At 45.3% G+C, this 13,156-nt stretch carries 12 protein-coding genes and 1 pseudogene; 5 read left to right on the top strand and 8 right to left on the bottom strand.

Going from position 1 to position 13,156, the window contains the following annotated elements:
- Positions 1-9: 9 nt before the first annotated feature.
- From V7Q33_RS09660 to V7Q33_RS09625, 8 genes and pseudogenes are all read right to left on the bottom strand, one after another.
- Positions 10-1,228, bottom strand: a pseudogene (locus tag V7Q33_RS09660) (GTP-binding protein).
- A 37-nt stretch (positions 1,229-1,265) separates the two neighbouring features.
- On the bottom strand, positions 1,266-1,706 hold the full coding sequence (locus V7Q33_RS09655; RefSeq protein WP_331977665.1) for a hypothetical protein: 441 nt from the start codon (positions 1,704-1,706) through the stop codon (positions 1,266-1,268).
- A 104-nt stretch (positions 1,707-1,810) separates the two neighbouring features.
- On the bottom strand, positions 1,811-2,476 hold the full coding sequence (locus V7Q33_RS09650) for an alpha/beta hydrolase family protein (protein WP_331977663.1): 666 nt from the start codon (positions 2,474-2,476) through the stop codon (positions 1,811-1,813).
- A 64-nt stretch (positions 2,477-2,540) separates the two neighbouring features.
- The gene (locus tag V7Q33_RS09645) at positions 2,541-2,984 is read right to left on the bottom strand and encodes a hypothetical protein (protein ID WP_331977661.1); all 444 of its coding nucleotides are present in this window, start codon (positions 2,982-2,984) and stop codon (positions 2,541-2,543) included.
- A 51-nt stretch (positions 2,985-3,035) separates the two neighbouring features.
- Positions 3,036-4,292 carry an ABC transporter permease gene (locus V7Q33_RS09640; RefSeq protein ID WP_333819713.1) on the bottom strand — a complete coding sequence of 419 codons (1,257 nt, stop codon included), beginning with the start codon at positions 4,290-4,292 and terminating at the stop codon, positions 3,036-3,038.
- A gap of 13 nt (positions 4,293-4,305) precedes the next feature.
- On the bottom strand, positions 4,306-4,944 hold the full coding sequence (locus tag V7Q33_RS09635; protein ID WP_333819712.1) for an ABC transporter ATP-binding protein: 639 nt from the start codon (positions 4,942-4,944) through the stop codon (positions 4,306-4,308).
- 92 nt (positions 4,945-5,036) lie between these two features.
- Positions 5,037-6,209 carry a THUMP domain-containing class I SAM-dependent RNA methyltransferase gene (locus tag V7Q33_RS09630; RefSeq protein WP_331977655.1) on the bottom strand — a complete coding sequence of 391 codons (1,173 nt, stop codon included), beginning with the start codon at positions 6,207-6,209 and terminating at the stop codon, positions 5,037-5,039.
- A 34-nt stretch (positions 6,210-6,243) separates the two neighbouring features.
- Positions 6,244-7,005: a biotin--[acetyl-CoA-carboxylase] ligase gene (locus V7Q33_RS09625; RefSeq protein ID WP_331977653.1), complete on the bottom strand. Its 762-nt coding sequence runs from the start codon at positions 7,003-7,005 to the stop codon at positions 6,244-6,246.
- A 48-nt stretch (positions 7,006-7,053) separates the two neighbouring features.
- Between V7Q33_RS09625 and rsfS the strand changes: the two genes are divergently transcribed.
- The 5 genes from rsfS to V7Q33_RS09600 all read left to right on the top strand — a co-directional run bounded on the left by rsfS (position 7,054) and on the right by V7Q33_RS09600 (position 12,915).
- Positions 7,054-7,428: a ribosome silencing factor gene (gene rsfS, locus V7Q33_RS09620; RefSeq protein WP_331977651.1), complete on the top strand. Its 375-nt coding sequence runs from the start codon at positions 7,054-7,056 to the stop codon at positions 7,426-7,428.
- 65 nt (positions 7,429-7,493) lie between these two features.
- Positions 7,494-9,554 (top strand): ATP-dependent zinc metalloprotease FtsH, encoded by a 2,061-nt coding sequence (ftsH, locus tag V7Q33_RS09615; RefSeq protein WP_331977649.1) that lies wholly within the window; start codon positions 7,494-7,496, stop codon positions 9,552-9,554.
- Between the two features lie 239 nt (positions 9,555-9,793).
- Positions 9,794-10,564: a UDP-2,3-diacylglucosamine diphosphatase gene (locus tag V7Q33_RS09610; RefSeq protein ID WP_333819730.1), complete on the top strand. Its 771-nt coding sequence runs from the start codon at positions 9,794-9,796 to the stop codon at positions 10,562-10,564.
- On the top strand, positions 10,564-11,379 hold the full coding sequence (locus V7Q33_RS09605; protein WP_331977647.1) for a hypothetical protein: 816 nt from the start codon (positions 10,564-10,566) through the stop codon (positions 11,377-11,379). Before V7Q33_RS09610 ends, V7Q33_RS09605 begins: the two co-directional genes overlap by 1 nt.
- 162 nt (positions 11,380-11,541) lie before the next feature.
- A complete protein-coding gene (locus V7Q33_RS09600) occupies positions 11,542-12,915 on the top strand; it encodes a sigma-54-dependent transcriptional regulator (protein WP_414693437.1) in 1,374 nt (457 codons plus the stop codon).
- The last annotated feature ends 241 nt before the right edge of the window (positions 12,916-13,156 follow it).

Here is a 13,156-nt window from a genome sequence, read left to right as displayed (position 1 = left end):
TTATGCCGCTTATACAGGCCACGGATCGTGGAAAGATATACCCGCCTGAAACTGCCTGATCTCGTCTTCCGACAATAAACAACAATTCAAGTCATGTGTAACTATTTTCTTGTCAAGGTGTATACCGATGATTACCAATTCATTGAGGCGATCACCCCAGGTGGCATTCCATTTCTTTTGAATGCTTTCATAATCCTGTACGAATGCCGGATTTCGAAGCCGTTTTTCTTCCGGTATGGATGCCCACCATTTGCCATATACTTCTGCCTGCGATGATCCTCCGGCCTGGCTCCAGATCAACGCATAATCAGGGCGTGATGCAAGCCAGAATATACCTTTGCTGCGCACTACGTTTCCCGGAAATTCCATCTGTACAAAATTCCAAAATCGCTCAGGATGAAACGGACGATGGTCGCGAAAGACAAACGAGCTGATGCCGTACGTTTCTGTTTCAGGTAGATGCTCGTTGTTCAGCTCACGAATCCACCCGGCTGCCTGCGAAGCTTTTTCGTAATTGAAAGCCTGCGTATTCAGTATCGCATGCGGATCAACCACACCAAACTTCGACCGGATGATGCGGGCTTCCGGATTTAACCGGGTTAGCATGCCTTCCAGCAACTTCACTTCATGTTCTGAAACCAGGTCTGTTTTGTTCAGCACCATTACATTGGCAAACTCGATCTGCTCTGTGAGCAGGTTTACAACGGTGCGCTGGTCTTCTGTATCTGCTGTGAGATTGCGCTTTAGCAACGTATCGGCACTGCCGAAATCGCGAAAGAAGTTAAAGGCATCTATCACCGTTACCATGGTATCAAGCCGGGTAATCGCAGAAAGATCATACAATGCTTCACCTGTATAAAAGCTGAATGTTTGCGCTACGGGAACAGGCTCTGATATACCGGTGCTTTCTACCAGCAGATAATCAAAGCGATCTTTGCTTCACCAGCTTTTGTATTTCGCGGATCAGATCATCGCGCAGCGTACAACAAATACAACCGTTGCTCAGCTCTACCAGCTTCTCTTCCGTACGTGACAGTTGTACGCTGTTGGCAACCAGGCGCGCATCAATGTTTACTTCACTCATATCGTTTACAATAACGGCTACCTTCAATCCCTGCCGGTTGTTCAGCACGTGATTCAACAGTGTAGTTTTACCGGCACCTAAAAATCCGGACAATACGGTAACCGGCAATCTGTGTTTGCCTTTGCGTTTTAGAAGATTGATCATAATTATGGACTATATCTGTTTGAAGAGGAATATCAGGTTATTTGATCAGCGTAGCATCTTTCAGTATGAAATTCATGTGCTCGATGTCTTTATCGTTGAGATATAGTATACCTTTTATGGTAACGATCTGATCGGCCTTGAGCTTTGGAGGTTTTGTTTTGAGATATACTTCGGCTACCGAAGCAGGACCGGCACCTCCACAGAAAAAGCAGGTGGACGATGGAAATTTGGAAACTATCACCACGCGCGGATCATTAAAGTCCATTGGCAGATAATGTCCTCTCAATTCAAACACCTTCCCTTCGTATGCACGAATCCGGCTGTCGAAGAAAGGATAGAGATAGTAGGTATTGTCTTCCTTACTAAGTTTTTCGGTAAACTTTACTTTCGCAAACACATCCCATCCATCCGCAGGATCGCCCGGCCCATGCCACCACCCTGCAGAAAGCATGAGTCCTATTATTATCGGGTACTTCATAGATGCAACATAGTTGCAAATATAGAATCTTAAATCATAAATGCAACAACATTGCATTTATGATCTTTGATTAAAAACAGGCTGAAGCGCTTAACCAGACAGCATTACAGCTCCCGGAACCAGGCATCAGTTGCTTCGGCCAGCTCGGCTACCACATCTTTCTTACCGGCTTTAAAGGAATGGTCGGCACCTTCGAAGCGCACGAGTTTAGCGGTGGGCAATTTTGAACATACACTATTGATCAGCTCCCACTCTGCCAGCGCATCGCGCGAGCCTTGCAGAAACAGCATGGGCAACGTGATGTGTTGCAGATGTTCAGCGCGCTCAATAGAAGGATCGCCTGCGGGATGCAACGGAAATCCGTAGAACACAATGCCGCGTATTGCATCAAATGATTTTTTAGCAAGGAGTTGTGACGTCATGCGACCGCCAAACGATTTGCCACTCACCAGCAACGGATATTGTTTATAGGTCGATCCTGCATAGTGAATAACCTGCTCGATGGTTTTGTGTGCAACGGCAGGTGAATCGGGTCTTTTCTTTCCCTGCTCGATATAGGGAAAATTATACCGGATAGTGCCAATGGATAATTTAGCCAGTGCATGAGCAAGCTTTAGCATAAAGACGTGTGTCATGCCAGCCCCTGCACCATGAGCCAGCAGCATCATTGCTTTCATGGAAGGTGGTTCCAATATGCTGGCCGATACTTCTCCTATACTTTCGGAGACAACGATGGTATGATCTCTTTCTACAACTTGTGGTTCTTTCATAAGGGAAATCTACTAAAAAAGAACCATGTGTTGTATAGTATCTTACATATAGCTGACCATCAGTCTACTTACTCACCAATACAGCATCGGTAAGAATGAAGTTAACGTGATCCATATTTTCAGCGTTTAACTTCAGTTTTCCTTTAACAGTGATCAGATCATCCACCTGAAATTTCCGGGGATCTTTCGCAAAATTCACTTCCGCTATTGACTCGGGGCCACCGCCTCCACAGAAGAAACACTGACTCATCGGGTATTTGGAAATGATAATATAGGTGCCATCTTCCGGAGCGAACGGAACATAGAAACCCTGTATGGTAATCTCCTTACCTTCCAGCGCTTTGATATCGGGTGGAAATGTTGGATAGAAAAGATACTCTCCCAGCTTCTCGTAGTATTTAGGTTCAAACTTGGTTTTGGCAAAGTTTTCCCACATATCAACTTTGCCTTGTGCCAGTATACTTGCTGCGCACAAAACCATGGCTATTAATAAACTACCTTTTTTCATACTATATTTTTTCATGCTTTACGGCTACTATCTAAAAACATCCGTTATCTGCTAATTTCCTGCCAGTACTTTCGAAATGTCGGTGCGATACGCTTGTATAGCCGGTATTACTGCCGATATCATTCCTAACAACAAACTTCCACCCAAAATTATCCACTCCTGGTTATAGAACACAAAACCATCTATACCCGCCTTTCGTGTTTCTTCCACCAATCCGGAGAGCAGCACCAGCACGCCATGCCCCATTACAAGCCCAAGTATACTTCCGAATAATGTAAGCACACTCCCTTCCAGTAAAATGGAAACAAACAGCTTGGTACGGGAAGCTCCCATCGAGCGCATAATGGCCAGGTCATAGCGCCGTTCTTTCAGTGAATTATAGAGAGCTATAAAAATGCTGAGCCCGGAAATCACAATCAGCACATACGCAAAGCCCATGAGTATATCTACTCCTATGCCCATAATCGAAAACAATCGTGCCGTTTCAAATGCAGGCGAAGCAGCCTGCAAACTGCTTTGTGAATTTACCAGTCTCGGTAACTGAATCGCTCCCATAGGCGATCGGTATTGTATAAGCATGGAGGTAATTTCTTTTACCGAATCTCCTTTCGCTACAGAAGACACCAGCGGTGAAGGTATAAAACCTGTTGCAGGTGCTGATGTTTCATGCTCCTCGTGTTCTTCTTCGCCATGTTCTTCGTGCATCTCCCACACGCTTTCTACATTTGTTAAGATTAAATTATCCAACACACTGTTGGTACGCTTCATCACTCCCTTTACGATATATTGATGATCGTTGTGTGTATGACCTCCATCGGCAAGACCGTGCGCACTCGCAAATGTATCGCCTATTTTTAAGTGCGTGAGTTCCGCCACGTTGGCACCAATGGTAACGTCCAGTGTTTTGCTCCACCAATCGCCTTGTGCCAGTGCTGCTTTGTAAAGTTCAGCATAGGCATGCGATGTACCGATGATTCTGTAGGATTGATAACTATCGCCCAGCGCCAGGGGTATAGCGCGCTTTACCAGGCGATGTTTGGCAAAACGCTCGGCTTCTTTCAGCTTGATGTTACCCGTAGGAAAATCGATGTGAAAGATATTGCAGAGAATAAGCTGCAGCGGACTGCCTTTGGCTCCTACCACAAGATCTATACCCCGTGCATTATCGGTAATTTTTTGTTCGAGCTGTCTATTGAACAGCAAGAGTATGGTAATAACAGCAATGCCCAGCGACAGCAACATGATGTTGATGGCTGTATTGAGCGGCCTTGCTTTCAGGTAATTCCAAACAAGTATAAAAATTGACATGATGATCGTATTGTTAGTTACCTGATGTTAACCGGATTTGTTTGGATATCTTTTCTTTGAGGCGCTGGTCGTGCGTGGCTACCAGTAACGTTGATTGATTTTGTGAAGCTACATCCATTAACAAATGAATGACGCGGTCGCAGTTCTTATCGTCTAACGCAGAGGTCGGTTCATCGGCAAAGATGATCGAAGGCTTGTTCAACACGGCACGCGCAATGGCTACGCGTTGTGCCTGGCCGTGACTAAGTTGTGTTACGCTGCTCTTTCGTTTTTCCGTAAGTCCTAAACCGGATAGTACTTCGGTAATTCTTTCTTCGTTAATCCTGATGCCGGCGAGGTACGGTGCCATCATCAGATTTTTCTCAACGGTTAATGCCGGTATCAGATGATTGCGTTGAAAAATAAAACCTATATGTTGCCCGCGAAAACGATCGAGCGATGTTTCCGATAATTGCGACAGCTCTGTATGGTCTACCTGCACAGAACCTGTGTAATGGCGCAGCAAACCTCCGAGCAAATGCAGCAGTGTTGTTTTACCACTGCCAGATTCACCCAGCAGCAAACAATGCTCACCTTTTGCCACTGTAAAATCCGGGAACCGGATAGCATTGCCGGCAGTATAATGAAATGAAAGGTTGTGAACCGAAATCATAGTATACAGATTGCGCTCCAATTTAGGCGCGATGTTGAAAATAAAAAACCTTCCTGTGATCAGCGGAAGGTTCTGTTTTATGGAATCGTTATTTATTTCCGGTCTTTCTCTTTACTGCCGGCATAGAGTTCATATTCCAGCAAGCGGCAATCAAGTTTGGCATTATAAAACTCAACTCTTCTGCTTGCCCGGAGTCCGATCTTCTTGGCCAGATTGAGATTACCGGTAAAAATGTAACCTGTATATCCTTTGCATTTCTGCTTTAAAAAATCGCCGATACGGGAATACGTTTCTTCGAGCGACTGTACTTCTCCCAAACGCTCGCCATACTCAGGGTTGAAATATATCACACCACTTTTTCCTTCGGGAACCGCAGTAAGCGCGAAGTCGCACTTACTAAACCGGATGAACCGTTCAACGCCGGCTACACCTGCATTGACCTTTGAAATGTTAACAGCATCTTCACTAATGTCGGTAGCCTCTATCAGTAAATCCGGTATATCTTTTATCTGTTCTTCCAACATACGTTTTTCCTTCTCGTATAGGGAAGCATCGTAATTTTTTACGTGCATAAAAGCATAGTTGCTGCGATATAATCCGGGGCGCCTGTTGGTGGCAATCAATACGGCCTCGATCGCTACCGTACCGGAACCACACATCGGGTTAATGAACGGTGACTGACGATCCCACTTTGTTGCCATGATCGTAGCCGATGTCAACGCTTCAAGCATCGGTGCCTTGCCCGGAATTTTCCGATAACCATGCTTGGCGAGTGTCTCTCCTGATGTATCGATAAATACTTCGGCATGATCATCTTTCCAGAACAAATGAATCACCGCACCGGTAAGATCAGGCCCGGAATCAGGACGTATACCAACCTCTCTTCGAAAGCGATCTGCTATAGCATCCTTTACTTTTACATTCACAAACATGTCATTGTTTACTGTGAACTGGTCTACATTGCTGGTTACGGAAATATACCCGTTACTATCGAGTATCTTTTCCCAGGGAATGGTGATCAGCACTCGGTATAATTCTTCCGGATGCCTGGCGCGAAAAGTTTTGATGGAATAATGTACCTGGCTTGCACAGCGCAGGTTCAGGTTCAGGCGAATACAATCTGCCGCAGTTCCTTTCAGCTCCACACCTGTTTGAAATGTGCGCTCTGTAGAGTAGCCAAGCTCCTCCACTTCCTGTTCCAGGTAAGGTGCGAGTCGTTTGTTACAGGTAATGATAATGCGGCTTTCTTCGGTAAAAATATTCATGGGTGCAAAGATGCTTGAATAATTTTCACCTGCATTATTGCACGTACCGGATTTCCTTCAGATCAAATACCTGTACGGCACCATCGTCACGCTGCACCTGCAGTTTGCCGCTTTCATCCAGCCCGGTAATGGTGCCTATAAAGTTTTTTTCCTGTGCTTCAAAAAGATGTTGCTCGTCTTTCCAATACAAAACCTTCAGATAGTCTTGGCGAAGTTTCTCCAGTTGATTTTGTCGCAGCTGCATATAGCGCGCTTCTATACATGGCAGCAACACCTGGAGTTCATCTTCCAAAACATACCGGCTGCCGGTAATCTGGTGCAGCGAAGTAGCGGTGCTTACACCAAACTGCTCCTGGTTTACGTTTATACCCATACCAGCAATGGAATTAGAGAATCTGTTTCCCTGTAATTGATTCTCGATCAGGATGCCGCACACTTTTCTTCCGGCTGCTATAATATCGTTTGGCCATTTGATGTGACTATTGGTAATTTTTTTTATTACCAGGTAATCGTGAACAGCCAGTGCTGTTATGATGTTAAGGAAGAACTGATCTTTGACAAGCAAGAAGCCGGGCTTGAGAATTAGCGAGAAGGTAAGATTACTTCCGGGTGCTGCTTCCCACGAATTTCCACGTTGCCCACGACCTGCCGTTTGATTATTGGTAATTACTAAAGTACCTTCCGGTGTGGATGGTTGCTGGCATAGTTGCAGGGCAAGCGTGTTGGTGGAATGACATTCCGGCACAAAAACAAGGTTCTTCCCTATGAAAAGGGTATTGGCAGGGATTTTATACAAGGTATTTTGATTAATTTTGAGGGTTAATCTAAAAACGAATATAGTTTAATGGCAAAAAAAAGGAAGGGAGCCAATTCAGAAAAGCTGAGTGAAGTGATTGTGAAAGGCATGCAGGAAAAAAAAGCATCGGACATCGTTGTAATGGATCTTCGAAAAGTTAAAAATGCAGTGGCCGACTTCTTTATAGTTTGCTCCGGTAACTCCGATAAACAACTGGATGCAATTGCCGACTCCATCGATGCAGAAGTCTTTAAAGCCCTGAAAGAAAATCCCTGGCACGTTGAAGGAAAAAACAATAAAGAGTGGATGCTCCTCGACTATACCGATGTAGTCGCACATGTTTTTAGAAAAGACCGCCGGGAATTCTATGCCCTCGAACGTCTTTGGGGCGATGCCGAGATCACCGAAATCGAAGGCGACTGAACTAAATGCTTTTTAACTCGTTAATGATTTGATATTTTTAAAAAATTGATTCAATAAATTAGATAATGGCTGACAAGAAAGAAAATAATAAACCGCTATTGCCCACCAAACCACCGAAGGGTAATTACCAGATCTGGGTAATTATCGCAACGATAGCCGTGATCTTTGGTGTGATGTACTTCAATTCTGCCAATAGTCTGAAAGAAGTTGACTATGACGAGTTCAAGCAGATGGTGAAAAGCGGTGATGTACGCAAAGTTACTTTGGTGCAGAATCAGAAGTTTGTAGAAGTTACTCTAACACAAAGCGCTCTTCAGAACGCCAAATACAAGCAGGATATTACTTCCGGACCACTGGGCAACAACAACTCAGGCCCGCACTTTATTTTACGCGTGGTAGATGCCGGTAATTTTGACCAGGAGTTTCGCACCTTCAAGGATAAACTTCCCGATGGACAAAAGCCAGAGTATAAATCTGAAGATCGCGGTGATTACGTAAGCCAGTTGTTCCAGTGGGGACTTCTCTTCCTGCTGCTGTTTGGATTCTGGATGCTGATGCGCAGAATGACGGGTGGCGGTGGCCCCGGCGGACAGATTTTTAATATCGGTAAATCGAAAGCTGCACTCTTCGATGCAGAGAATAAAGTAAAGATCACCTTCGACAATGTAGCCGGACTGGATGAAGCCAAAGAAGAGGTAAAAGAGATTGTAGACTTCCTGAAGAACCCGGGCAAGTTCACCAAACTGGGTGGTAAAATACCAAAAGGTGCGTTGCTGGTAGGCCCTCCGGGAACCGGTAAAACCTTGCTTGCAAAAGCAGTAGCCGGTGAAGCCGGTGTTCCATTCTTTTCACTGTCAGGTTCTGACTTCGTAGAGATGTTTGTGGGTGTGGGTGCTGCCCGTGTTCGCGACCTCTTTAAACAAGCAAAAGAAAAAGCTCCTTGTATCGTGTTTATCGATGAGATTGATGCGATTGGTCGTTCACGCGGCCGTGGTCAGTTACCCGGTGCCAACGATGAGCGTGAAAATACATTGAACTCACTGCTCGTGGAGATGGATGGCTTTGCTACCGACTCTGGTGTAATCATTCTGGCCGCTACAAACCGCCCGGATGTATTGGATTCAGCGCTGTTGCGTCCAGGCCGTTTCGATCGCCAGATCAGCATTGATAAGCCGGATATTGTAGGTCGTGAAGCGATCTTCAAAGTACACCTGAAGCCTATTAAGCTCGATCCGAGTGTTGATGCTAAAAAGCTTTCTGCACAAACACCAGGCTTTGCCGGTGCTGAGATCGCCAACGTCTGTAACGAAGCTGCCCTGATTGCTGCCCGCAGAGATAAGAAGGCTGTGGATATGCAAGACTTCCAGGACGCGATAGACCGCGTGATTGGTGGTCTTGAAAAGAAGAACAAGATCATTTCTCCGGAAGAGAAAAAGATCGTTGCCTTCCACGAAGCAGGCCACGCAGTAGCAGGCTGGTTCCTGGAACATGCCGATCCATTGGTTAAAGTTAGCATCGTACCGCGTGGTGTAGCAGCACTGGGTTACGCACAATATTTACCGAAAGAACAGTTCCTCTATCAAACTGAGCAGATGCTGGATGAGATGTGCATGGCTTTCGGAGGACGCGCTGCTGAAGATATCGTGTTTGGTAAAATATCGACCGGAGCGTTGAGCGACCTGGAACGCATCACCAAGATGGCGTACAGCATCGTAACGATCTACGGTATGAACAAAGAGATCGGTAACATGTCGTTCTACGATTCAAAAGCGAATGACTACTCGTTCCAGAAACCATACTCAGAAGCAACCTCTGAGAAGATCGATAAGGAAGTGAAGCGCATCATCGACGAAGCATACGAACGCACCAAGTCACTATTGATGCAGCATCGTCAATACCTTGATGTAATTGCCAAGGAGCTGCTTGAAAAAGAGATACTGTTCCAGGCCGATCTCGAACGCCTGATCGGTAAACGTCCGTTTGAAAAGCTGACAACGTACCAGCAATTCACAAACGGTCAGGGTAAATATGAGAAGAAACAGCAAGAGAGTGAGCAACCCGGTGTTGACCCCACTCCTACCCTGGAAGGCGACAAACCGGACGAGCTTACCGGAAGCGCGGTTTAATTACCAGAAGAATAAACTTATTTTTGAACTCAGGTACCCAGGTGCCTGAGTTTTTTATTTCCAGGCAAATCCCACTTCCCGAAGGAGATGGTATTTACCTGAAATAACGTTTTATTGCATATCGATTAATAAGGATCATTACACCATTTTCGCGGTCATGGCTTCATGTAAAACTGTATTCAAATGTTCTGCTAAACAAGGCAGGAACTTTGCGTGAAGAATGGCTTGCCATCAACATTATGCTCGAAAAAATCTCAGCTCTGAACAACAAAAAGATATTCTTCGCTTCCGATTTTCACCTGGGTGTGCCTGATTATGAAACAAGCCTTGCCCGCGAAAAGCGAATCGTTGCCTGGCTGGATTCTGTTAAAGACGAAGCACACACCATTTATCTGCTGGGCGATATTTTTGATTTCTGGTTCGAGTATAAACATGCCATTCCGAAAGGATATATACGCCTGTTGGGAAAACTCGCAGAGCTGCGCGATGCCGGTATACCCATTGCATTCTTTACCGGAAACCATGATATGTGGATGTTCGATTACTTTCCAAAAGAGTTGAACATTCCAATATACCGCGAACCCCTTGTATTGGAAGTGGGTACGCAAAAATTATTGATCGGCCACGGCGATGGATTGGGGCCGGGTGATCACTTCTATAAGTTTTTAAAGAAGTTCTTCAACAGCCGTTTTTGCCAATGGTTGTTTGCCCGCATCCATCCCAACCTCGGCATAGGCATTGCCAATTACTGGTCGAAGAACAGTCGCATCAGCAATATGAAGCGGGAAGAAAATTACCAGGGCAACGAAGGTGAATTTCTGTGGGTATATTGCAATGAGCTCGAAAAGCAAAACCATTATGACTACTATATATTTGGTCATCGTCATTTACCGCTCGATCTTCCTATAGGCGAGAGCAGCCGGTATATCAATACAGGTGAGTGGGTAAATTTCAATACCTACGCCGTATACGATGGCAAAACAGTAGCGCTTAAAACCTTTGAAATGTGATGAACCGACCTATGCATAAACGCTATACCCTTTGCTTTACGTTGCTGCTGCTGATTAGCCTGCACACGGTGGTATTGGCGCAGAAGAAAGTAAAGACACTGGAAGTAAGCGATACCATTGTATCTGCCTGGGTAGACCGGCCCGGTGAGCTTTATATACTTACCGCGCAAGGACAGTTACAGAAATTTGATGCGGATGGAAAATTACTGAGTGTATACAGTAACAAACCTTCACCTACACTTTTTGATCCACGCGATGGTAGTCGGTTGTTTGCCTTCTTCCGCTCCGAACGTCAATATGATCTGATGGGTCCCTCGCTGCAAATCATGCAGACTTTTACAATCGATTCGGCTGCAGCGGTAGATCCATGGCTTGCCTGCATGGCTGGTGACCACGATGTATGGATACTGGATGCGGCTGACTGGAGTCTTAAAAAGATCAACACGCAGGCAGGCTCTGTAATGGTAGAAGAATTACTGCCTGCTAAACCCGATCGTAAAAAAAGCGCCTGCACTTTCCTCCGCTCTTATCAGGGCTTCGTCTTTTTGCTGGATACAACGGAAGGGATATTGATTTTTAACAGCGTAGGCAAGCTTGTAAAAACATTACCGGTAAAGCATATACAATACTTTAACTTCCTGGGCGAAGAACTCTATTACCTCGACAACGACCGCCTGAAGTTCTTTGATCTGTTCACAACTGAAGCACGCGAACAGAAACTGCCATCAGCCGCCACCATAGGGCTACTCACCGATGAGCGAATGTTCCTGATTAAACACAAATCCATTGATATTCTGTATGCACCGCGTGAATAACGAACCTGGCCATAAATCTGATAAAGGCTTTTCAAACTGTTCAGTTTTGAACATCTTTGTACATCCAAGAACATGAGCTGTTGCATAAACACAGTAAAAAGGCATATTTTCCACTTGGCATAAAATTTCTATTCAAAAGCGTTTCACCTAAATTCTATACCTATTGTGAATCCGGAAGGCGGCAAAATTCTGATGATCGATGACGATGAGGATGTCCTCCTCGCAGCAAAGATGTTATTGAAGAAGCAAGGTCATCATGTAATCATTGAAAAGAATCCCAAGAAAATTCCTTTCCTCTTACATAACGACACCTACGATGTTATTCTGCTGGACATGAATTTCAGCAAAGACATTACGAGTGGCAAAGAAGGCTTCTATTGGCTGGAACAGATACTCGGTCATGATCCTTCTGCCGTGGTAATTCTTATCACCGCATTCGGCGATGTAGAGATGGCTGTACGTGCGCTGAAAGCAGGTGCCACAGACTTCATTCTGAAGCCGTGGCAAAACGAAAAGCTTGTAGCCACTATATCTACAGCCATACGCCTGAAGCAGTCGTACAACGAAGTAGATAAGCTGAAGAAGGCGAAGGAAATGCTCGAAGAACAGATCAGCAGACCTTTCGGGGAGATCATCGGGCAAAGCAAAGCGATACAGGAAGTATTTACGCTGATCGATAAGGTCGCCAAGACGGATGCCAATGTATTGATATTGGGCGAGAACGGAACCGGTAAAGAACTGATAGCACGCGCCATACACCAGCGCTCACTGCGCAAAGACAACAGCTTTGTATCGGTAGATATGGGCGCCATTACAGAAACGCTTTTTGAGAGTGAGCTCTTCGGCCATAAGAAAGGCGCGTTTACCGATGCGCGGGAAGATCGCCCCGGAAGATTTGAACTTGCCAACAACGGAACACTCTTCCTCGATGAGATCGGCAATCTGAGCATGAGTCTTCAAAGTAAATTACTCAGTGCCTTGCAGTCGCGACAGGTAACGCGCGTTGGTGCTAACCAACCTATACCGGTAAATATACGCCTGATATGCGCCACCAACATGCCGCTGCACAAGATGGTGCAGGAAGGTACATTCAGACAAGACTTGCTATACCGCATTAACACCGTAGAGTTGCACGTGCCTCCGTTGTGCGACCGCGTGGAAGATATTCCATTGCTGGCACAACATTACCTGAACTACTACGCAAAAAAATATCACAAGCATGTAACTGCTATTACTCCTGAAGCTCTCGACAAGCTGAAACGCTATGCATGGCCCGGCAACATACGGGAGCTGCAGCATGGCATTGAACGCGCAGTAATCATGACCGACTCTGCTACATTACAGGAAAGCGACTTCCTGTTAAGCCGCACGGTATCATCCAATACAACCAACAACACCCTGAACCTGGATGAGGTAGAGAAGAGCGCCATTGTAAAAGCATTGAACATGCACAACGGAAATATCTCCAAGGCGGCCGATGAACTCGGACTTACCCGTGCATCGCTATACCGGCGAATGGAAAAATACGGCATCTGATAACACAAAATAATTATCACAACATGGCAAGCCAGGGTTATACAGCCCTGGCTTCTTTATTTAACCCGCTGTCGCAAAATGTTGCATGTAATTTGAACAAAGTCAGCTAATTCCACACCAACATGCGGTTACAATTCTTCCATTTATACGATAAGTTATCATACAGGCGTGTTAATCTATTCCGGTAAAACCGTCTCGTTTATTGGTTGTTTTTTAAATTTTATTGTACATTATAATATCC

The organism is Ohtaekwangia sp., from assembly GCF_036786105.1.
Lineage (GTDB): Bacteria > Bacteroidota > Bacteroidia > Cytophagales > Cyclobacteriaceae > Ohtaekwangia.
Note: the sequence above shows the minus strand (reverse complement) of the source record. Positions and strands in the feature narration are given on the sequence as shown.